Origin of the sequence: Acinetobacter rudis (assembly GCF_031157835.1) — a bacterium.
GTDB classification, from domain to species: domain Bacteria; phylum Pseudomonadota; class Gammaproteobacteria; order Pseudomonadales; family Moraxellaceae; genus Acinetobacter; species Acinetobacter rudis_A.
In genome coordinates this window covers 17893-37876 of sequence record NZ_JAVIDR010000004.1, presented here as the reverse complement: position 1 = coordinate 37876, position 19984 = coordinate 17893, and the positions used below count along the sequence as shown (strand labels likewise).

Here is a 19984-nt window from a genome sequence, read left to right as displayed (position 1 = left end):
GCCATCCCCAAAGGGATGGCCTTGTATTTTGTGATATAAGCAAATGAAATTGCGGCAACAATACTCGCCAATTCACCAAGTTTTGTTATAGTAAGCTCAGATCGAAATTGAGATGAAGGAACTATTATGTCGGGGACTCCACGTATTGCCATTTTGGGTGCAGGCGGTCGTATGGGACGTACGCTTATTCAAGCCGTACAACAAGCAGGATATAGCCTAGCAGCTGCAGTAGAGCGTCCTGAAAGCTCGTTAGTTGGATCAGATGCAGGTGAATTAGCTGGTATTGGTCATATTGGTGTCAAAGTCGTTGGTGACCTAAAATCAGTCCTCAATCTCTGTGATGTGGTGATTGACTTCACAGCACCTGTAGCAACCGAACAGCACTTACAGCTTTGCCATGATGCAGGGGTTGCGATTGTCATTGGTACTACAGGAATGTCTGATGTACAAAAACAACAACTTGATCAAGCCGCTCAAAAAATTCCTGTTGTTTATGCTGCAAACTACTCAGTAGGTGTAAACGTTTCCATTAAACTACTTGAATTGGCTGCCAAAGTTTTTGCAGATACTGTCGACATTGAAATTATTGAAGCACATCACCGTCATAAAGTTGATGCACCCTCTGGTACAGCCCTAATGATGGGTGAAGCTATTGCAGACACACTCGGACGTGACCTGAAAAAAGTTGCAGTTTATGGCCGTGAAGGTCATACCGGCCCACGTGACCGTGAAACCATTGGCTTTGAAACCATTCGTGGTGGCGACATTGTAGGTGAGCATACCGTAATGTTTATTGGTGAAGGTGAGCGTGTTGAAGTTACACATAAGGCTTCTAGTCGTATGAACTTTGCTGCGGGTGCAGTACGTGCTGCTGCATGGGTCGCAAATAAATCTGCAGCCAGATATGACATGAAAGATGTTTTAGGCTTAAATGACTAAATTTCAGTCTACTTAGAGAGTGGTCTAGAACCATTCTCTAAGACCAAATAAACATTGCCACAAAAACTTCACTGACTTCTAAAAACAAAATATACACAGCCCATAAGACAAAATCCCGCCCATAAATAATCAAGCTTAAAAGGCTGTTTAAACATATAAATCATGAAAGGAACAAAGATTAGTAAGGTAAAGACCTCTTGTGTGATCTTCAACTGCCCCATTGCCCAACCGTGCTGAGTTAATATGCGTGTTGCAGGGATCATAAATAAGTATTCAAAAAATGCGATTCCCCAACCCATCAAAACAGCCTGCCACAGTGGTGCAGCATGCAAATATTTAAGATGTCCATACCAAGCCAAGGTCATAAAGCAGTTAGCAATAATCAATAGAATGAAGGCATATGACATTGGGTTTTCCTTAAAGTCTAGTTTAGTTAATTTTTTCTATTCTCATATACAAGAACAGCTTTCTTTTCAGCAATAGCCTTGCTATCGTTGCTGCAATTTCAATTAAATACGACAACATCACAAAAACAAAGTGCTGTGTCTATAAAAGTAGTGGAGTATGAAGTATGCATCTGCATATCTTAGGTATTTGTGGCACCTTTATGGGATCTTTAGCGTTATTGGCACGCGACCTAGGTCATACCGTGACAGGATCAGACCAAAACGTTTATCCACCGATGTCCACACAACTGGAAAATGCAGGTATCACCCTCATGCAAGGCTATGATCGTAGCCATCTGCAACCGCACCCCGATTTAGTCATCGTTGGTAATGCCATGAAACGCGGCATCGATGCGATTGAATATATGCTCGATCAAGGTTTAGCCTATACCTCGGGTCCACAATTTCTAGCAGATCATGTATTACAGGGCAAGCATGTACTGGGTGTAGCAGGTACTCATGGTAAAACCACCACTACGACTATGCTTGCTTGGGTACTTGATCAAGCAGGATTAGCACCAGGATTTTTAATTGGTGGTGTACCATTAGGCTTTAGCCAAAGTGCGCGTTTGGGATCAGGCAAGTACTTTGTTGTTGAAGCTGATGAGTATGACTCTGCATTTTTCGATAAACGCTCCAAGTTTGTACATTACCATCCTAAAACAGCTATCTTAAATAATCTTGAATTTGATCATGCAGATATCTTCGATGATTTGGCTGCAATTCAAAAACAATTCCATCACCTCGTCCGTACAATTCCAAGCCAAGGACGCATTATTGCACCAATCACCGAAACGCATATCGATGAAGTGCTCGATATGGGCTGTTGGACACCCGTATTACGTACCAGTATTGGCCCAAATAATAAAGCAGAACTGAGCGCAGAATTAATTGCTATTGATGGTACACACTTTAAAGTTTTACATAACGGCAATGTTCAAGGTGAAGTTCAATGGAATATGACTGGCGAACATAGTGTTGCCAATGCTCTAGCCACAATTGCTGCTGCTGAGCATGTTGGTGTATCCATTGCTGATGCCTGTACAGCCTTGTCTCATTTTGGTGGGGTAAAACGTCGTATGGAGTTACTTGGTACTATTGCAGGTATCGAGGTTTATGATGACTTTGCTCATCATCCAACTGCAATTGATACAACTTTAGATGGGGCACGTAAACGCCTACAACAACGTAAACTTTGGGCGATTATTGAACCTCGTTCAAATACCATGCGTATGGGCAGTCATAAAGCAGAACTGGCTCATTCAGCACGTTTAGCAGACCATGTTATTTGGTATCAGCCTGAAGGTTTAGACTGGGATTTGCAACCTGTTGTAGATGCTGCAACAAACTCAGCCAGTATTGCACGCCAACTTGACGATATCATCAACACAATCGTAACGAAGGCCCAAGCTGGAGACGCTGTTGTAATTATGTCAAATGGTGGTTTTGGTGGCTTACATCAAAAACTCGTCCAAGCTTTACAAACTAAAGCATAAATTTAATATTAACCCTCTGTACAACAACATGTAGAGAGGGCACTCAATCACTAAGCAATCACATCTGCAAGACTCTGATCCCGTTGAAACATCGTCACTACATAAGAACATGTCGCGGTAATTTTTAACTGTCTTTCACGCGCAAACTCAACCAAAACATCGAGTAGTTTTCTTGCGACGCCTTGACCACGCAAACTATCATCCACCCAAGTATGATCAGCAATAATTCGATGAGGTTCAGCCCACTGATAGCGAATTTCTGCGATACGTTGACCAGCTGCATTATTGAGAAAAAATAGACCGTACTCTGCATGATCTTCATGTTGGAATTGCATCATTATAATGACCTTTTTTATATTGTCCTTTTTGCACTCTAACAAACTACTCGCTGCTTTTCAAAACAATCATATTGATAAAAAGTATTGTTAAATCAATATAAAGACCTTAACAGAAACCAAGCATCACTCTACACTGACCCTGTTATTTTTATTGACATATACTTCATGAGCCGTGAGATCCATCAGCCAAGGACAGCACAACAATGGATGGCAGTCATTGCCTTAGCTTGTGCAGCATTTATTGTAAATACCACCGAATTTGTACCTGTCGCACTACTGAGCGATATTGGTCGTAGTTTTCAACTCCACAGCACACAAGTTGGAGTAATGATTACGGTCTATGCTTGGGTTGTTGCTGTGATGTCCTTGCCCTTAATGCTATGGAGTAAAAATATTGAACGACGTTTTTTATTATTGGCGTTGTTTGTCTTATTTATCTTAGGCCATGCTTTATCTTATTTTGCTTGGAATTTTTCCATCCTGTTAATGAGCCGTATCGCTATTGCTCTCGCTCATGCTTTATTTTGGTCCATTACAGCATCTTTAGCGGTACGTGTGGCTCCACCTGGTAAACAGTTTCAAGCCTTAGGCCTATTATCAACAGGTACAGCCATGGCGATGGTTCTAGGTATCCCCCTGGGGCGTCTGATTGGTGAATACTCAGGCTGGCGCAGCAGTTTTGCCCTGATTGGTTTAAGTGCTGTTGTTGTTTGTCTAATACTTGCGAAAACACTCCCCAAACTTCCAAGTCAAAATAGTGGTAACTTACACAGTCTCAAACTGTTTCTACAACGTCCAGCGTTATTAGCTGCTTTTGCTTTAACTGTATTGACCGTCACGGCACAATTCATTGTTTATAGTTATATTGAGCCCTTTAGTTTACAAGTTGCACAATTTACCTCGACCCAAACTACACAATTTTTATTTATCTATGGTGCTGCGGGTTTTCTCGGTTCTTATTTGTTTGGTTTACTTGCACCGCGCTTTCCAAGCTTAGTCATTCCCATGAGTTGCTTAAGCCTGACCCTTGCCATGTTGTTATTTTTACCGCTTAGCCAAAATATTTATGCCTTTACAGGGCTCGGCTTATTTTGGGGGATGACCATGATTAGCCTCAGCTTAGCCTTACGTTCTAAGATCTTGGATTTATCTTCGGATGCAACTGATGTGGCTATGGCCATCTTCTCTGCACTTTATAATGTCGGGATCGGGGGAGGGGCACTCTTAGGCGCGCTGATCGCTCATGATCTTGGGCTTAAATCGATCGGCTGGATCGCTGCGATCATTGCTGCGTGTGGAACCCTTTTGGCCATCTATTTAGTGTATTTACAGCGCCGTGTTTAAACATGTATACATAATATAATTTGCTAAGAATCATTTGCACTCCGCCAATAAATATGTAATCCTTTGCGCATATTTTGGAAATGTTTTATTTTCAAAAAACAAATTCGTACAAGGGGAGTAGCCTCACCCAAACATAGCAAAAATACGCTATGTGTCAGAATATCGTCATTACACTCTTTAGAGTCGGTATCTGAGCATTTCCACAGAAATGTAGGCAAGACCTTGATCATGTTGACACAGATGTTTAATACATCGGGCAACAGGTCAAGGTTTTTTTATGACCATTTGCCGGATGTGGGAGATCACATTATGGATTCAATCGGCAATATTTGGCTATATATTGGATTTTTTACTATTGTTGCAATCATGCTCTGCATCGATTTTTTAGGCTTTAAAAATAAAAAAGATCAAACCATTTCAATCAAATCTGCTGCCTACTGGAGTCTTGCTTGGGTCAGCGTAGCAATGCTGTTCGCAGGTGCTTTATGGCTTTATTTACAAGACACAATGGGCACTGCAATTGCAAATCAAAAGACCATGGAATACATCGCAGGTTATCTATTAGAGAAGTCTCTTGCAATTGATAACGTCTTTGTATGGCTCATGATTTTCTCCGCTTTTGCTATTCCACCTATATTGCAACGTAAAATCTTACTCTATGGCGTACTGGGTGCCATCGTTTTAAGAACGATCTTCATCTTTATTGGTGCATGGTTTGTACAAGAGTTTTCTTGGGTTCTCTATATTTTTGGTGCGTTCTTGGTCTATACCGGAATCAAGTTTTTTAAAGGTCAGGATGAGGATGAAAATATCGAAGATATGCGTATCCTAAAATGGCTACGTCAACATATGCGTATTACACCAAAGCTAGAAGGGAACCTCTTTTTTGTCCGTCAAAATGGCTTACTTTGGGCAACGCCTTTATTTCTAGTGTTAATTCTTATTGAGGCATCCGATGTCATCTTTGCTGTGGACTCTATCCCTGCAATTTTTGCCGTCACCAGTGACCCGTTCATTGTTCTAACTGCTAATCTAATGGCAATTCTAGGTTTACGTGCGATGTTCTTTCTTCTCGCAGGCGCAGCGGAAAAAATGCATTATTTACCGTACGGGCTGGGTATCATTTTGGTATTCATAGGTACAAAAATGTTGTTACTTGATGTATTCCATATGCCAATCTGGATCTCACTCAGTTTTATTGTCATTGTTTTAGCAATTACTGCATGGTTATCCATCCGTCATCATAGAAAAATCAGCCATTCAACTAATACGTAAAATACAACAACTGTATTTAACTATGGCTCAACTGAATACTTTCAGTTTGGGCCATTTCTTTAAAAACTGTTTTTGCTGTACACGCTGCAAAAAAGTTTGTTGACTCACTAAGGCATTATTCCAACGCACAATAAGTTGCATGAGATCAGATACGCCAAAAGGAGCAACCACCCTGAGTTGATCATTTTCATCTAAGGCAACTGCAATTGCTGTCGCTGTTTCAGGCCAACAAGACAATGCTTGGTCAAGTGAGCCATAGGCTGTTATTTTTTCTGCTTGTTCCGTTCTATACCAATGATGTACATAAGCTTGGTTTACAACATCCCAATCATTATCAGGAAATGCTTGTTGCAATACTAAACTTAACAGTTGCTCTTCCTCATGCCACGTTGCTGCTACACTTTGATCAAAATACACAACATCTATTTCCGTGCCACTAATGGAGAAGCTTTGTTGATGCAATAAACTCCACACTGAATTACGAATCACTCCAGCAGCCAAATAAGCATCTGGTTTCACTTCACGTAGAAAAACTAAGCGGTGCATCAATTCAGGTTGAGCAGCTAAAAGCTCACAAAAGATAGCATATAAATGCGTTTGCTCATACGAGCTTGAAAGACGATCAAGTGCTGTGTTGAACTGATTATTCAAAACAAAGACCTCTCAGGAAATCCAGCATAGTGTCACACAAATCAGGTACAATCAGCTGAAAAAATAATTAAGTGGGTTCTATTCATGTCTGCAGTAATTGCACCAAGTGCCATTCGTGGCCGTTTCCTCGATATACAAGCTTTGGTTCAACAAAGTAACGATATAAAGAGTCAAGTCCGTTTTATTGAGGATGGATTACTGATTACAGAAAATGGAAAAATTACTTGGTTTGGTTCTTGGGAACAAGGACAGCAACATCTCCCTGAAACGCTTCACGTGGAACATTATCCAACGCAGCTCATTATTCCAGGATTGATTGACTGCCATATTCACTTTCCACAGACAGAAATGATTGGTGCATATGGTGAGCAACTTTTAGAATGGCTAAACACCTATACCTTTCCAACTGAAATGCAGTTTAAAGATAAAGACTATGCAGATAAAATCGCTGCGTTTTTTGTCAATGAACTGCTAAAAAGTGGCACAACCACGGCGCTAGTATTTTGTACAGTACATCCGCAATCTGTTGATGCGCTTTTCGAAGCAGCTGAATGTCATCATATGCGTTTAATTGCTGGTAAGGTTCTCATGGACCGTCATGCTCCAGAGGAACTTTGTGACAGTGCTGAAAGTGCCTACACTGAATCGAAAGCTCTGATTGAAAAGTGGCACGGTAAAGGCCGTCATTTATATGCGATTACACCTCGTTTCGCCCCAACATCTACAGAAGAACAATTGGCTAAAGCAGGGCAGTTAAAAGCAGAATATCCTGATGTTTATGTACACACACATTTAAGTGAAAATAAAAATGAAATTGCTTGGGTAAAATCACTTTTCCCTGAGCAGGAAAACTATTTGGATGTTTATCATCATCATGGTCTTACCGGTACTCGTTCTATTTTTGCCCATTGTGTACATTTAGAAGAACAAGAGTGGCAATGCTTACATGAAACAAATTCAGCAATTGCATATTGCCCAAGCTCTAATCTATTTTTAGGTAGTGGATTGTTTCCATTAAAGAAAACTTGGGAAAAACACGTTAAAGTTGGACTCGGAACAGACGTTGGTGCAGGCACGGCATTTTGTCAGTTACAAACACTCGATCAGGCCTACAAAGTACAACAACTACAAGGTGAATCTTTATCTGCATTTGAGGCGCTGTACCATGCCACTTTAGGTGCCGCTCAAGCACTAGATTTGAACGATAAACTCGGAAATTTTAATGTAGGTAAAGAAGCCGACTTCGTGGTACTTGATTTACATGCCACTGCTTTACAACATTTAAGACAACAACGTGCTCAGAACATTGAAGATTCACTATTTGCGCTGATGATTATGGGGGATGATCGTAATATTCAAGCAACCTATGTCTATGGACAAAAAGCCTATGAGCAAAAACAACAAACCGAATAAATCTCACTCAACATTATTTGTCTTGGGCAGCCTCATCCTCGCAAGTTTAATCTTGCGTGGTGACCAACCCAAAAAACCAAAGCGTATCAGTTTCAGCAAAAAAGATGCGTGACAGTCAGATATGTTTTAAAATTAGTGGCATCACGCTGTTATATCGCAACAGAACATTAATTTATATAAAATCTTAGGTACCCCTCCATGAACGTTGAAATGAGTGTCATGATTTCTACTGAAGAAATTCAGGCAAAAGTCAAACAACTCGGTGAACTGATCAATGCACATTATGCTCAAAGTGACAAAGAGCTCGTACTCATTGGTCTACTTCGTGGCTCTGTAATTTTTATGGCAGATTTATGCCGTTGCATCACCAAACCACATGAACTCGATTTTATGACTGTCTCTAGCTATGGTAGATCAACTATCTCCAGTGGCGAAGTAAAAATCTTGAAAGACCTCGATGGTGAAATTCGTGGTAAAGATGTACTGGTTGTTGAAGATATCATTGATTCTGGTAATACACTGAGTAAAGTCGTAGAGGTCTTAAGAACTCGTGGTCCTAACTCCATTGAACTCTGTACTTTGGTCAGCAAACCATCACGTCGCGAAATTGATTTAGATGTACGTTTCCTTGGTTTTGAAGTTGAAGATCGATTTATTGTAGGTTATGGCCTTGATTACGATCAGAAATATCGCCATTTACCTTTTATTGGTGAAATCGGTTTGTAAAATTATTAGCTCGCGATAATCACTGCATAGACAATGATTATCGCGAATTTATTGATACATTTCACAAAATAACAACAAGATAAATTGAGTAGTTATTCGCAAAAAGAAGAAAAATGCAGCAATATTTAATTGTTCGAACATGTTAGCCTAGAAAAAAAGTCATCAAACAAACAAAAGGAAAAAACATATGTGGGCTCTTATTGTTGCTATTGTTGTGGGCTTTATCGCTGGACTGATTGCACGTGCTATTCATCCTGGAAATGATCGTGCGGGCTTTATGATTACCACTTTATTAGGTATTGCAGGTTCTGTACTTGCAACCTATGGCGGACGTTTTTTAGGAATCTATGCTGAAGATTCATCTGCTGGCTTCATTGCTTCAATTATTGGAGCTGTATTCATTTTGGTCTTATATCGGTTATTCACAAAATCGAGTTAAAAAGATTAATGCAAAAATTCAAGACACAATGAAAAGCCCTAGTTCACATTTGAGCTGGGCTTTTATCTAGAACAAGACTGCTTTTTCACCAATATCACTATAAGCCCATCTGTTTCCACAACTGCTCAATCTCTGCAGCAGAATAGGCCCCCATCACTTTATGGCCATTTGCAAAAATAATTGCAGGAGTCCCCACTAACCCTAATTGCTCACCAAGGGCTAAATTACGTTCAATGGGTGTTGCACAATTTGCAGCCGCACTCGGTTGTATACCTTTTTGCATTAGATTACTCCATGCAAAGGCAGGGCTACTTGAACACCACACTTGTTTAGAGGGAATAATCGATTGTGCTTTAAGTGGGTAGGGAAAAGTATAAATTGTGACGTTATTCAATTGCTGTAGATTTTGATCTAAAGTTTTACAGTAAGGGCAGTTCGGATCTGAAAATACCACCAATTGGCGTTGGCCATTTCCTTTCACAGTTTTAATGGCATCCTGTAATGGAAGCTGTTTGACATCAATACGACCAGCTTCTATCACTAAATCCTTCGTTAAATTGCGATGATCTTTTAAGCGAATCATCGAGCCGACAAATAAATGCTGTGCTTGCTCATTTACATATACAACCTGATTATCCATGATTGCACTATATAAACCAGACATCTCAGTTGGCTGAAGATGTGTAATTTTAACATTCGGATACTGCTGTGCCAGTCGTGTTTTTAAGGTATTAATATCAGCAAAGCTGACTCCAGCAGCACTAAAAAGTAAAGCAAAGGTCAGCATTTTCTTTAGCATAATCATAGCAACTTCAAGCATGAGGGCAGGGAAGCATTGTAAACCCTTTTCAATCCAGCACTAAAAATTTAGCGTTATAACATTGTTGTCTTTGCTCCACGTGAAACCATTTTAAATTGGGCAGGAGCATTAATTTCAACGGACAAATGTACAATCAAAGGCATACAGTTAAAGTAAGCACGAATATCGTCTGCACTCAACGCCTTCTCATCACATTCAAGTGCCAAAATACAAGCAAATTTATTTTGAGCAACTTTCCATACATGTAAGTCGGTCAGTTGTAGTTGTGCGGGATGAGACTGTATGACGTGTTTAATTTCTTGAATGATAGGTGCATCCATTTCTGCATCAATCAAGGTCTTACTGCTTTCACGTATTAACCCCCAAGACCATTTAGCGACTAAAATGGCACCAATAATTCCTAATAGAGCATCAAGAAAAGTCCAACCAAAGTACTTACCAGCAAATAATGCCAAGATTGCGAGTACAGAAGTTACAGCATCTGCAATAACGTGTAAAAAAGCTGCCTTTTGGTTTAAATCGGTGTGTGGTGCATGCTGTTGATGATCGTGATTATGTTCATGCGAATGATGGTGATGGTGATGGTGATGGTGATGGTGATGGTGATGGTGATCATGTTGATCCTTCAACAACCAAGCACAGATTAAATTGACCAGTAGGCCAGCAATTGCGATTGGAATTGCCTCTTGATAGTGAATCATCACCGGATGAATTAAACGATCTATGGACTGGAAAATCATCGATGCAGCAACCATCAATAAGATAATCGCACTGCTGTAAGCTGCAAGAATCTCAATTTTCCATGTTCCAAAGTTAAAACGAGGATCATCTGCATAATGCTGGGCAGCACGATACGCAATGTAGGCCAATCCTAATGCCAGCATATGTGAACTCATATGCCAACCATCTGCCAATAATGCCATCGAGTTAAAGATCCAGCCCCCCCATATCTCAAAAAACATCATGCCACCAGTTAATAAAGTGGCATACAAAATCTTATTTTGTGCCAATAAATTACCAGCATTGAATTGGTGTGAATGTTGTCTAGATGGTGGTCGTAATTGCATAATCATGAGCCTTAAATATACTCCCATGGAGTATACAATCTCATTTTAAAATATACTATAAGGGAGTATATATTTTAGAGGGCATATCATGGGACATTTACATCAAGACAAAAAAATATTAAATCGTGTCAAACGCTTACAAGGGCAATTGCGAGCTGTTGAAGAGTCGTTATTACAAGAACAACATCAATGTATTGATGTTTTACAGCAAGTTGCAGCGATAAAAGGCGCGCTTAATGGTTTAATGAATGAATTGATTGAAATGCATCTACAACATCATGTGATTACCGATCCCAATGCGGTTGATCAGCAACAACTTGAGGAATTTCTTAAACTTTTTAAACGTTATAATTAATGTGTAAAAATCACGTCATTCTGTAAGTGTTTCAACACTTGGCATGCTCCACTAATAAGTGGTTTAACCGTAAGTGCAATCTTGGCTGCCTCAGTTTTGGTACAATTTTTCGCTAAAAATTTAGCAATGCAGCGTAGTCTTCAATATGGTCTAATCATGCTGCTCCTGAGCTCGGTCTTGCTCAGTATCTGCTTGAGCTTACACTGGACTTATGTGTTCTTTATGAGTGTATTGGCAGCAGGAATGGGACATGGACTATGTTTAATGGGTGCTTTTTCTCTTATACATCACATGACCCAAGCAGAAAACCGTGCTGCTGTAATCGCAACTTATCTTTTTATCGCCTATTGGGGCAGCATTGTGCCTATTGTTATGGTGGGCTTTCTTGCAGACTGGGGTGGTTTTAATGTAGGGGTACTCAGTTTCTGTGGCCTAATGGGGCTGCTTTGTACTTTGTTATTATATAAATTTAGACAATATTTTTAACTCCCCTAAAAAACAGCAATTTTGTTCTATACCACCATTATATTCGCTTTACACTCAAACACATGGGGCTTGGAGGGTGAAACAATAAAAACTGAATTTGCGGACTACAAACATTTGCAAGAGCTGGGTGGTTTAGAGCTTCTTAAAGCACGTTATCAACACATGCAATTTTCCAAACATGTACATGAAGGCTATTGCATTGGCATTATCGAAGACGGCGCACAAGCCTTTAACCGTAATGGTCAACGGCACATCGCTCCCAAAGGCGATTTGATATTAGTCAATGCTGATGAGATTCATACTGGTTCCTCTGCAGTAGAATCGGGTTGGCGTTATCGTGCGATTTATCCAACGCCTGAAGTTCTGGCTCAACTCACTCAAGGAATGCAGGGTGAACAGGGTACTGCACCATGGTTTCCCCATGCGGTGGTTCATGACGTTGGCCTCGCTCAGCAATTTTCATTATTGCTTAATTTGCTTGAACAAGATCATGATCTACTACTCAAAGAGACATTGTACCTATCAACATTGGCCTATTTAATCCAATGTCATGCACGCCACGCAAACAAACAACACACGCTATTAGGCGCCCAACGCAATATTCTTATGGCCAAAGATTATATTGCAGCACATTATACCCAAGATATTTCTTTGCAAGAGCTGGCCACATTTGTTGGCCTAAGCCCTTGGCATTTTCTTCGTCAATTTAAAAAATATATTGGACTTACCCCACACCATTGGCTCATACAAGTTCGTTTACAACATGCCAGAACACAACTCAAATATGGTCATCCCTTAAGCCATGTTGCCCATGCATGCGGTTTTTCAGACCAAAGTCATTTCAATCGCCACTTCAAACGTGCAATGGGCATCACACCACATCAATACTGCAATGGTTTAACGCATTAAGACATAACTCGGTCACATTGCATTAAGCAAGATTGTACAAGTCAAACACATTATCCCTGACCATACTATTTGCCTTCTTCATTTAAGTTGGTCATAGATGCAACAACGACTTTTTTTTAGAGGAGCAGTCGAAATGCTGCCTCTTTCTATTGCAGTAATCCCTTGGGGCATTTTGGCCGGCTCAATGGCGATACACGCAGGCTTATCTTGGTACAAAGCATTGGCAATGTCTGCATTGGTTTTTGCTGGAACGGCGCAATTAGTCAGTTTAGGGTTGGTCATGGCTGGGGCAAGCGTACTGACTATCTTAGTTACAGTGTATTTCACTACAACACAGCACCTGATCTATGCCTTACATTTACGTGATTCCATTGCCACCCAAGATTGGTATGTTCGTCTAGCACAAGCTTTTTTACTTACAGATGAACAATTTGCCTTAGCTGTTACCCATAAACAATACCATATGACCTACTTATTCGGTTCAGGTCTATGTTTTTACTTGTTTTGGGTGTTTTCTAGTGCTATCGGCATTGTATTTGCACAAATCATCACTGACTTTCAGCATTACCCTCTAGATTTCTCAGTGGTTGCGATTTTCATTCCGATGATTTTGGCACTCACTCGTAACCTTACCACCATTGTTGCTATCTCTAGCACTGTCATAGCAAGTTTGACACTCAAAGCTTTTCAAATTCAATCAGGCTTACTCATTGCTGCTGCAATCGGCATGTTAAGTGCCTTGAGTTTAGAATACATACAAGGGAAAAAATCATGAGTTGGATTGTCATTGTTGCGATGAGCATACTGGTATTTTTTAACCGTTATCTTTTTCTTGAACCTCGAATTGGTCTGAAACTACCGCACCCAATACAACGTATGTTGCACTATTCAGCACCGTGTCTGCTTACTGCAATGTGTGTTCCTGTAATTTTTTATGATGCACAGCAGTTTAGACCCTTATTTAATAATGCTTATCTATATGCAGCACTCGCCACCAGTGTATTTTATTTAACCACTAAACATTTACTTGCGAGTGCTATTTTTGGCTTTATTATCTTTTATCTCTTGTTTTACTGGGTCTTTGCCAACTAAGGTGTTATACCCCTTGTTGTTTACGATATTGACTAAGTGATAAGCCCGTTTGACGCTTAAAAAAACGATTTAAATAAGATGGATCATCAAAGTTCATCTGTTCTGCAATGCGTTCAATACTATTTTCAGTGGTACTAAGTAATGCTTTTATTTCTAAAATAACCTGACGATAGATCAAATCTTTGGGTGAATCGTTAAAAATTACCTTACAAATTTGTGAAAGATAAAAGGGGGTTATAGCTAACTGCTGCGCATAGTAGCTCACGCTACGTTGTTGTTTACTCTGTTGTTGTAACAGTTTCCAAAACCGCCAACATAGCTGCTCTTGACGACTAAATTGCTGTTCCTTCCGCTGTAGTGCGGTTGGCATATGCGCGGTAATCTGTAGAAAAAAATTCTGTAGATGGTTTTTAAGCATTAACATCCGATAGGCATGGGCCTCTTGGTCAATCAGATTACACTGCTGTAACCAGAGATTAAGCCAATGATAATGCATCTGATCAATTCGAAGTCGCGGTACATCATGTACGAATGAAAATAATTGGTGTGGGAGCTGAAAAGCAATATCTGCAGCCAAACTACGATCAATCAAGCAATACGTTACTTTAAATTGCCTTGATTTTTTTAATACCAAGGCAAAGGAATCCTCAGATAACACCACAATATCATGCGCTTTAATACTATAAGTCTGCATATCAATATTGATTGATGCATAGCCTTGGTGACAAATTAAAATCACTAAATAACTTAAAGGTAATGGGTAGCCAAGACTTTCTTCAAACTGACTCTGCCCAAGTACGATTGCAGCATGGTCTTGTGACATCTGCTGTAAAATCGCTGACATATTACTTTCCATATTGACGGATTAATCCTTCTTTATATCCTTTAAAATATCAATTTCTTTTCATAATCACCGATTATACCCAGTTTTTGCTCTCACTCCAGCGTAAAAGCTAAACCTACAATACATACGTTCCCCACAACAATGTAGTGATCTAGATTGAACTAGATCTTCATAATTACCTTATCGAGAATATTAACGATGTCACAAATATTAACCACCGAACGTATGGTTTTACGTGCTTGGCAACTCACCGATGCTGAGGATTTATATTTATATGCCAAAGACCCACGTGTTGGTCCTATCGCAGGTTGGCCAGTACACCAAAGTGTAGAAGAAAGTGCAGAAATCATTAAAAATGTATTTCAACAAGAGTATGTTTTTGCTGTTGAACTCAAAGAAACAGGGCAAGTGGTTGGATGTATTGGCTTACTCGTTGGTCAAGCAAGTAATTTTGACTTACCAGCACATGAAGGAGAGCTTGCCTACTGGATTGGTGTACCACACTGGGGCAAGGGATTGATTCCTGAGGCAATACGAGAAGTCATGCGCTATGCTTTTCAAGATCTGTCATTAACACAACTTTGGTGTGGTTACTTTGATGGCAACATGCAATCTAAAATCGCACAGGAAAAATGTGGTTTTCGCTATGATCACAGCACTGGCTTACAGTATTTTGAACTCATAAATGAACATCGCATTGAACATTTGAGTTGTATCGATCAAGCCACATGGCAAGCACTCTATAGTTCTCATGCCTAAGTGCTGTATTTAATCTAGTGCTAAACTTTATCTACATTTGCCCATTGAGTAGCATCTCAATAGCTTAGACCACATGGGCAAATGTAGATGATCTCACTTGCCAATACAGAATGAACCAAAAATCTTACCAAGCAAATCATCAGCACTAAAGTCACCCGTGATTTCTCCCAAAGCATTTTGGGCTAAACGTAAGGACTCAGCAACCAATTCCCCAGCATGAAAAACTGTTAACTGCTCATGGGCCTCTGCTAAATAGCGCTGAGTGCGCTTCATTGCGTCGAGATGACGTGTACGCGCAATAAAGGTGTCTTCCTCAGGGTGAAAGCCTGCATGCGCTGTAATCGTCTCTATGAGCGCTTCAATGCCTTGTTGTGATTGTGCTGAAACTAAGCTATGTCTAAATCCTTGATAATCACCAAGCCCAGCAACATCACCACTTAAATCACATTTATTTCCAATCAAAATTAAACGCTTTGCATCAATATGATCTGCGAAGTAACGCTGTGCCAAAGTAAGTGGATCTTCACCTTGACTCAGGTCATAGACCAAAAGTAATAGATCCGCTTGTTCTATTTCTTTAATTGCACGTCGAATACCTTCTTGTTCAACAATATCACCTGTTTCACGTAAGCCAGCCGTATCTGTCAGTGTTATCGGCATGCCATTTAGACTAATTTTTTCATGTAATACATCACGAGTCGTACCCGCAATATCCGTTACGATAGCACGCTCTACACCGGCTAATGCGTTGAGTAAACTTGATTTACCTGCATTTGGTTTACCAGCAATCACCACTTGTAAGCCTTCACGTAATAATTGACCTTGGCGAGCTGAACTTTGTACTTGAGTCACAGACTGCTGTACTTCTTCCAATAATGCCAAAATTTTGCCATCAGCAAGAAAGTCGATCTCTTCTTCAGGGAAATCAATTGCTGCCTCTACATGTAAACGCAAATGAATTAATTTTTCTAAAACTTGATTGACCTTTTGTGAAAAAGCACCTTGCAGAGAACGTACAGCAGAGCGTGCCGCAGCTTGTGAAGTGGCATCGATTAAATCGGCAATCGCTTCGGCTTGCACTAAATCCATCTTGCCATTTTCAAAAGCGCGCATGGAGAACTCACCCGCTTTAGCTGCAATTGCACCCAGTTCAAGTAAACGTGCCAAAATAGCATTTTGAATCACAGGTCCACCATGACCTTGAATTTCAACTACATCTTCACCAGTAAACGAATTGGGATTAGGAAAACAAATCAGTAAACCTTCATCCATGACTTGATCATTGGCATCATAAAACTGACGAAAACCAGCCATACGCGCCTTGGCTAATTTTTTGCCACTTAAAGTCTCTGCAATTGTATAGGCTTTTGGTCCAGATAAACGAATCACACCTACACCACCACGGCCAGGAGGAGTCGCAATTGCAGCGATGGTGGTTTGGGGCGCAAAAGTGCTCATGTTCATCTCAAAATTCAAATAAAAAAAATCCGCCTAAGATTACCATCTTAAGCGGATTTATTCAGCTACTCAGTCGAGACTAATTTGCTGGAGTTGATTCTTTTTTCAAACGGTCACGTTCAACACTTTTGTTAATAAAGCCTTGTTGTAAAATCGTGATCGAGTTGTTGATGATCCAGTATAAAACTAAGCCAGCAGGGAAGAACAGCATAAATACTGTAAACATGATTGGCATGATTTTAAATACTTTCGCTTGCATTGGATCAGCTGGCTGTGGGTTCAACATTTGTTGAACAAACATGGTCACACCCATCAATAATGGCAAGATGAACCAAGGATCCATTGCAGATAAATCCTGAATCCATAACATCCATGGTGCATGACGTAGCTCTACACTTTCCATCAATACCCAATACAAAGCTAGGAAAATAGGCATTTGTAGTAAGAGTGGCAAACAACCAGATAGTGGGTTAACTTGCTCACGCTTATAAAGTGCCATCATTTCTTGAGAGAAGCGCATACGGTCTTCACCGAATTCTTCTTTCATACGTTGCATTTCTGGGGCAATTACACGCATTTTCGCCATAGAGCGATAACTTTTCGATGATAATGGCCACAAAATTAATTTAACCAAGATTGTCAATAAAATAATTGACCATCCCCAGTTACCAACAATGTTATGGAAAAATTGTAAGCCCATAAATAAAAGCTTAGCGATTGGCCATAACCAACCATAGTCGACAGTTTGATTTAAACCAGCAGCTAAGTCTTTTAATTCTGATTGAATTTTAGGACCTGAATAGAAAGTTGCATCAACAGTAATTGCTTTACCTGCAGGCACATTAATTGTTGGTGAAGTAAAACCAATAATGTTCATACCATCAGCAGACTTACGTGATTCCAATTTGACAGGCTTATTGCCAAAATCACCTGGAATCCAAGCACTTACAAAGTAATGCTGTACTACAGCAACCCAACCTTTTTGAGTATCTACATTCAGCTTTTCTTCATTAAAGTTATCAAACTTCAACTTGTTATAGTGCTCGTCAGGAGTTCCCCATGCACCGCCCAAGAAAGTACCTAACGTAAAGATCCCTTGATCTGACTTACCTGGGTCTTCAGAGTTATCACGTTTGATTTGACCAAACATTTGCCCTTGCCAAGGTTGAGTACTACGGTTAAGGACTTGATAACTCACATTAATTGGATAAGCACCAGAGGTGAATTTAAAGCTCTTAATGATTTCAACACCATCAGCAGTCTTATAGACCATTGGTACGGTTAAAACCTTAACATCTTTACCATCTTTATCTTTCTGCGCTTTTGCATCAGCAAGACTGAAGTTAGTTTTTTCAACTTCAAAATTCGGACGACCTGCACGGCTACCATCTGGTCCATTTAAACCAATTAAGCCAGATTGTGCGACGTAAGTACGTTGTGGATCACTTTCAAGCATGACAAAAGGTTGTGGATGTTCACTATCTTTACTTTTGTCGTGTGTTAATAATTCAATGCGTACAATATCACCACCTTTAGGATTAATCCAAAGATGATAAAGGTCAGTCTCTACAGAGATGAGCTGTTGAGTGGCTGCAGTTGGTGCAGCTGTATTTGGTTGCGCAGCTATATTTGCTTGAGGGATATCGCTATTCGCAGCAGGTGATTGCGCATTTGGCAGATCGGCAGATACATCATGAGCAACAACGGCAGCTGGCGTTTCAACTTTCTTGTTACTGTCATGACCATAATCTTTTTGCCAAGCCAATATGAGCAAATATGCGGTGACTAGCATGGCCCCGAGGATCGCAAACCTGGCCCATTGTTGCATGTTCATTACCCCAAATGGTTAGAGTGATTTTGGTTCGAAAAACGTTCACGCAAGGGTACAGTAACATGAAGCGTTTGAGAATCTATTTGCTTAAATGAAATAAAACGAATTGCTTTTTGAGGTACAGGATCATAACCAGATCCCCCCCAAGGATGACAACGACACAGGCGCTTAGTAGCAAGCCAACTTCCTTTAGCAGCACCATGAATCTGAATTGCTTCTAATGAATATTGAGAACAGGTCGGGATATAACGACAACGTGGTCCTAATTGTGGACTAATCACGATTTGATAAAAGCGAATGAGCCAATGCAAAATACGAACCATTGGTCGACCCTAATTGTTGGGTAAAGAAGTAGCTATATTATGGTGCTTTTTAGCAAGTCGCTGTAATTTTAACCACGCCATTTGTAACTGCTGATGTAACTCAGCATTGGAAATAGCTTCTATTCCCATTTTTGGCATGACCACAATATCTAGCATATCAATGTGTTGTTGATGCAAACGAAAACTTTCGCGAGCCAGACGTTTTATTCGATTTCTTTCATGTGCACGGCGCACTTTTTTCTTGGCGACAACTAAACCCAAACGGCTGTTTGGTTGTTTATTGATCGTTGCAAGAAATAAAAAATGGGGTTGATGCACTTTTAAAAGCGCACCATCAAATACACCTTTGAAGTCCGCGGCACAGCGCAAACGCTTATCTGTACCGAAACAATAAAGTGGCATAACACCCAAGACGCAAAACTTAACTGTTTAATTAAACAGTTAAGCTATGACGACCTTTTGCACGACGGCGAGCTAATACTTGACGACCAGCTTTAGTAGCCATACGAGCACGAAAACCATGAACACGCTTACGCTTTAATTCAGACGGTTGAAATGTACGTTTCATATCGAAACTCCCAAATGATCAATTCTATAAAGGTTCGCGATTTTATTGCGCATTGTTTGTTCTGTCAACCAAAACCGCTTTTTAGCTACTAATAAATGCCTTTTTTATTCATATTTTCGTTAAAAGTAAAATTTAAGGAAAAATCATCAAAAATTTAAAAGTCGATTGTCTTAAAACACTATACACATGCTAACCATTTGTTTTATAGTGCAAACCAAACTTACCCCCAAGCTTATCAATAGGGTTATACACAACAGTTGTGAATAAGATCAGATAATTTCATTGTTTTTAAATTTAATTTTGAATTTAAAGTTTGCATCTGAGTTATCCACAGAAAGTTGGTTTCTTATATTTAAATTCAAATTTATAAATTTAAGATTATTATTATTAGGGTGAGCTTTTTCT

General features: G+C 39.9%; 24 protein-coding genes. 13 read left to right on the top strand and 11 right to left on the bottom strand.

Annotated elements, in window-relative coordinates; genetic code table 11:
• The first annotated feature begins 126 nt into the window (after window positions 1-126).
• Window positions 127-939, top strand: coding sequence for a 4-hydroxy-tetrahydrodipicolinate reductase (gene dapB / locus RFH42_RS05880; RefSeq protein WP_308974665.1), 813 nt, complete (start codon window positions 127-129; stop codon window positions 937-939).
• A gap of 68 nt (window positions 940-1007) precedes the next feature.
• On the opposite strand, the gene RFH42_RS05875 is transcribed toward dapB, so the two are convergent.
• Window positions 1008-1346, bottom strand: coding sequence for a DMT family protein (locus RFH42_RS05875; RefSeq protein ID WP_308974664.1), 339 nt, complete (start codon window positions 1344-1346; stop codon window positions 1008-1010).
• Window positions 1347-1510: 164 nt separating this feature from the next.
• Between RFH42_RS05875 and mpl the strand changes: the two genes are divergently transcribed.
• Window positions 1511-2881, top strand: coding sequence for a UDP-N-acetylmuramate:L-alanyl-gamma-D-glutamyl-meso-diaminopimelate ligase (gene mpl, locus RFH42_RS05870; RefSeq protein WP_308974663.1), 1371 nt, complete (start codon window positions 1511-1513; stop codon window positions 2879-2881).
• A gap of 50 nt (window positions 2882-2931) precedes the next feature.
• On the opposite strand, the gene RFH42_RS05865 is transcribed toward mpl, so the two are convergent.
• On the bottom strand, window positions 2932-3216 hold the full coding sequence (locus RFH42_RS05865) for a GNAT family N-acetyltransferase (protein WP_308974841.1): 285 nt from the start codon (window positions 3214-3216) through the stop codon (window positions 2932-2934).
• Window positions 3217-3384: 168 nt separating this feature from the next.
• Here RFH42_RS05865 and RFH42_RS05860 point away from each other — a divergent pair, with 168 nt between their 5' ends.
• Both RFH42_RS05860 and RFH42_RS05855 read left to right on the top strand, forming a co-directional pair.
• Window positions 3385-4563 carry a sugar transporter gene (locus RFH42_RS05860; RefSeq protein ID WP_308974662.1) on the top strand — a complete coding sequence of 393 codons (1179 nt, stop codon included), beginning with the start codon at window positions 3385-3387 and terminating at the stop codon, window positions 4561-4563.
• Between the two features lie 309 nt (window positions 4564-4872).
• Window positions 4873-5838 carry a TerC family protein gene (locus tag RFH42_RS05855; protein WP_308974661.1) on the top strand — a complete coding sequence of 322 codons (966 nt, stop codon included), beginning with the start codon at window positions 4873-4875 and terminating at the stop codon, window positions 5836-5838.
• Window positions 5839-5865: 27 nt separating this feature from the next.
• Here the strand turns inward: RFH42_RS05855 and RFH42_RS05850 are convergent, their stop codons facing one another.
• A complete protein-coding gene (locus RFH42_RS05850) occupies window positions 5866-6489 on the bottom strand; it encodes a nucleotidyltransferase family protein (RefSeq protein ID WP_308974660.1) in 624 nt (207 codons plus the stop codon).
• An 84-nt stretch (window positions 6490-6573) separates the two neighbouring features.
• Here RFH42_RS05850 and guaD point away from each other — a divergent pair, with 84 nt between their 5' ends.
• The 3 genes from guaD (at window position 6574) to RFH42_RS05835 (ending at window position 9067) form a co-directional block, all read left to right on the top strand.
• A complete protein-coding gene (gene guaD, locus RFH42_RS05845; RefSeq protein WP_308974659.1) occupies window positions 6574-7902 on the top strand; it encodes a guanine deaminase in 1329 nt (442 codons plus the stop codon).
• Window positions 7903-8100: 198 nt separating this feature from the next.
• Window positions 8101-8628, top strand: a complete 528-nt coding sequence (hpt, locus tag RFH42_RS05840) for a hypoxanthine phosphoribosyltransferase (protein WP_308974658.1) — start codon at window positions 8101-8103, stop codon at window positions 8626-8628.
• A gap of 187 nt (window positions 8629-8815) precedes the next feature.
• Window positions 8816-9067 (top strand): GlsB/YeaQ/YmgE family stress response membrane protein, encoded by a 252-nt coding sequence (locus tag RFH42_RS05835; protein WP_308974657.1) that lies wholly within the window; start codon window positions 8816-8818, stop codon window positions 9065-9067.
• 97 nt (window positions 9068-9164) lie between these two features.
• Here RFH42_RS05835 and RFH42_RS05830 read toward each other — a convergent pair whose 3' ends face one another.
• Complete coding sequence (locus RFH42_RS05830; RefSeq protein ID WP_308974840.1) at window positions 9165-9866, bottom strand: DsbC family protein; 702 nt, start codon at window positions 9864-9866, stop codon at window positions 9165-9167.
• 74 nt (window positions 9867-9940) lie between these two features.
• On the bottom strand, window positions 9941-10954 hold the full coding sequence (dmeF, locus tag RFH42_RS05825; RefSeq protein ID WP_308974656.1) for a CDF family Co(II)/Ni(II) efflux transporter DmeF: 1014 nt from the start codon (window positions 10952-10954) through the stop codon (window positions 9941-9943).
• An 88-nt stretch (window positions 10955-11042) separates the two neighbouring features.
• Here dmeF and RFH42_RS05820 point away from each other — a divergent pair, with 88 nt between their 5' ends.
• The 5 genes from RFH42_RS05820 (at window position 11043) to RFH42_RS05800 (ending at window position 13796) form a co-directional block, all read left to right on the top strand.
• Window positions 11043-11309 (top strand): metal/formaldehyde-sensitive transcriptional repressor, encoded by a 267-nt coding sequence (locus RFH42_RS05820; RefSeq protein WP_308974655.1) that lies wholly within the window; start codon window positions 11043-11045, stop codon window positions 11307-11309.
• An 81-nt stretch (window positions 11310-11390) separates the two neighbouring features.
• Window positions 11391-11795, top strand: a complete 405-nt coding sequence (locus RFH42_RS05815; RefSeq protein WP_308974654.1) for a hypothetical protein — start codon at window positions 11391-11393, stop codon at window positions 11793-11795.
• Between the two features lie 84 nt (window positions 11796-11879).
• On the top strand, window positions 11880-12704 hold the full coding sequence (locus RFH42_RS05810; protein WP_308974839.1) for an AraC family transcriptional regulator: 825 nt from the start codon (window positions 11880-11882) through the stop codon (window positions 12702-12704).
• A 133-nt stretch (window positions 12705-12837) separates the two neighbouring features.
• Window positions 12838-13479 carry an AzlC family ABC transporter permease gene (locus RFH42_RS05805; protein WP_308974653.1) on the top strand — a complete coding sequence of 214 codons (642 nt, stop codon included), beginning with the start codon at window positions 12838-12840 and terminating at the stop codon, window positions 13477-13479.
• Entirely contained in the window at window positions 13476-13796 is a 321-nt protein-coding gene (locus RFH42_RS05800; protein ID WP_308974652.1) for an AzlD domain-containing protein, read from the top strand. Before RFH42_RS05805 ends, RFH42_RS05800 begins: the two co-directional genes overlap by 4 nt.
• A gap of 4 nt (window positions 13797-13800) precedes the next feature.
• Here the strand turns inward: RFH42_RS05800 and RFH42_RS05795 are convergent, their stop codons facing one another.
• Complete coding sequence (locus RFH42_RS05795; protein ID WP_308974651.1) at window positions 13801-14640, bottom strand: helix-turn-helix domain-containing protein; 840 nt, start codon at window positions 14638-14640, stop codon at window positions 13801-13803.
• A gap of 198 nt (window positions 14641-14838) precedes the next feature.
• Between RFH42_RS05795 and RFH42_RS05790 the strand changes: the two genes are divergently transcribed.
• Window positions 14839-15399, top strand: a complete 561-nt coding sequence (locus RFH42_RS05790; protein ID WP_308974650.1) for a GNAT family N-acetyltransferase — start codon at window positions 14839-14841, stop codon at window positions 15397-15399.
• Between the two features lie 93 nt (window positions 15400-15492).
• Here the strand turns inward: RFH42_RS05790 and mnmE are convergent, their stop codons facing one another.
• The 5 genes from mnmE to rpmH all read right to left on the bottom strand — a co-directional run bounded on the left by mnmE (window position 15493) and on the right by rpmH (window position 19579).
• The gene (mnmE, locus tag RFH42_RS05785) at window positions 15493-16857 is read right to left on the bottom strand and encodes a tRNA uridine-5-carboxymethylaminomethyl(34) synthesis GTPase MnmE (protein ID WP_308974649.1); all 1365 of its coding nucleotides are present in this window, start codon (window positions 16855-16857) and stop codon (window positions 15493-15495) included.
• 79 nt (window positions 16858-16936) lie between these two features.
• Window positions 16937-18685 (bottom strand): membrane protein insertase YidC, encoded by a 1749-nt coding sequence (yidC, locus tag RFH42_RS05780; RefSeq protein ID WP_308974648.1) that lies wholly within the window; start codon window positions 18683-18685, stop codon window positions 16937-16939.
• A 5-nt stretch (window positions 18686-18690) separates the two neighbouring features.
• The gene (gene yidD / locus RFH42_RS05775) at window positions 18691-19011 is read right to left on the bottom strand and encodes a membrane protein insertion efficiency factor YidD (protein WP_308974647.1); all 321 of its coding nucleotides are present in this window, start codon (window positions 19009-19011) and stop codon (window positions 18691-18693) included.
• Window positions 19012-19020: 9 nt separating this feature from the next.
• Window positions 19021-19413, bottom strand: a complete 393-nt coding sequence (gene rnpA, locus RFH42_RS05770; RefSeq protein ID WP_308974646.1) for a ribonuclease P protein component — start codon at window positions 19411-19413, stop codon at window positions 19021-19023.
• A 31-nt stretch (window positions 19414-19444) separates the two neighbouring features.
• A complete protein-coding gene (gene rpmH / locus RFH42_RS05765; protein ID WP_000831329.1) occupies window positions 19445-19579 on the bottom strand; it encodes a 50S ribosomal protein L34 in 135 nt (44 codons plus the stop codon).
• Between the last annotated feature and the right edge of the window lie 405 nt (window positions 19580-19984).

Excerpts from the sequence above, each read along its gene's own strand:
- dapB (WP_308974665.1), top strand. The coding sequence starts at position 127 with ATGTCGGGGACTCCACGTATTGCCATTTTGGGTGCAGGCGGTCGTATG.
- RFH42_RS05875 (WP_308974664.1), bottom strand. The coding sequence starts at position 1,346 with ATGTCATATGCCTTCATTCTATTGATTATTGCTAACTGCTTTATGACC.
- mpl (WP_308974663.1), top strand. The coding sequence starts at position 1,511 with ATGCATCTGCATATCTTAGGTATTTGTGGCACCTTTATGGGATCTTTA.
- RFH42_RS05865 (WP_308974841.1), bottom strand. The coding sequence starts at position 3,216 with ATGCAATTCCAACATGAAGATCATGCAGAGTACGGTCTATTTTTTCTC.
- RFH42_RS05860 (WP_308974662.1), top strand. The coding sequence starts at position 3,385 with ATGAGCCGTGAGATCCATCAGCCAAGGACAGCACAACAATGGATGGCA.
- RFH42_RS05855 (WP_308974661.1), top strand. The coding sequence starts at position 4,873 with ATGGATTCAATCGGCAATATTTGGCTATATATTGGATTTTTTACTATT.
- guaD (WP_308974659.1), top strand. The coding sequence starts at position 6,574 with ATGTCTGCAGTAATTGCACCAAGTGCCATTCGTGGCCGTTTCCTCGAT.
- hpt (WP_308974658.1), top strand. The coding sequence starts at position 8,101 with ATGAACGTTGAAATGAGTGTCATGATTTCTACTGAAGAAATTCAGGCA.
- RFH42_RS05835 (WP_308974657.1), top strand. The coding sequence starts at position 8,816 with ATGTGGGCTCTTATTGTTGCTATTGTTGTGGGCTTTATCGCTGGACTG.
- RFH42_RS05830 (WP_308974840.1), bottom strand. The coding sequence starts at position 9,866 with ATGCTAAAGAAAATGCTGACCTTTGCTTTACTTTTTAGTGCTGCTGGA.
- dmeF (WP_308974656.1), bottom strand. The coding sequence starts at position 10,954 with ATGCAATTACGACCACCATCTAGACAACATTCACACCAATTCAATGCT.
- RFH42_RS05820 (WP_308974655.1), top strand. The coding sequence starts at position 11,043 with ATGGGACATTTACATCAAGACAAAAAAATATTAAATCGTGTCAAACGC.
- RFH42_RS05805 (WP_308974653.1), top strand. The coding sequence starts at position 12,838 with ATGCTGCCTCTTTCTATTGCAGTAATCCCTTGGGGCATTTTGGCCGGC.
- RFH42_RS05800 (WP_308974652.1), top strand. The coding sequence starts at position 13,476 with ATGAGTTGGATTGTCATTGTTGCGATGAGCATACTGGTATTTTTTAAC.
- RFH42_RS05795 (WP_308974651.1), bottom strand. The coding sequence starts at position 14,640 with ATGTCAGCGATTTTACAGCAGATGTCACAAGACCATGCTGCAATCGTA.
- RFH42_RS05790 (WP_308974650.1), top strand. The coding sequence starts at position 14,839 with ATGTCACAAATATTAACCACCGAACGTATGGTTTTACGTGCTTGGCAA.
- mnmE (WP_308974649.1), bottom strand. The coding sequence starts at position 16,857 with ATGAGCACTTTTGCGCCCCAAACCACCATCGCTGCAATTGCGACTCCT.
- yidC (WP_308974648.1), bottom strand. The coding sequence starts at position 18,685 with ATGCAACAATGGGCCAGGTTTGCGATCCTCGGGGCCATGCTAGTCACC.
- yidD (WP_308974647.1), bottom strand. The coding sequence starts at position 19,011 with ATGGTTCGTATTTTGCATTGGCTCATTCGCTTTTATCAAATCGTGATT.
- rnpA (WP_308974646.1), bottom strand. The coding sequence starts at position 19,413 with ATGCCACTTTATTGTTTCGGTACAGATAAGCGTTTGCGCTGTGCCGCG.
- rpmH (WP_000831329.1), bottom strand. The coding sequence starts at position 19,579 with ATGAAACGTACATTTCAACCGTCTGAATTAAAGCGTAAGCGTGTTCAT.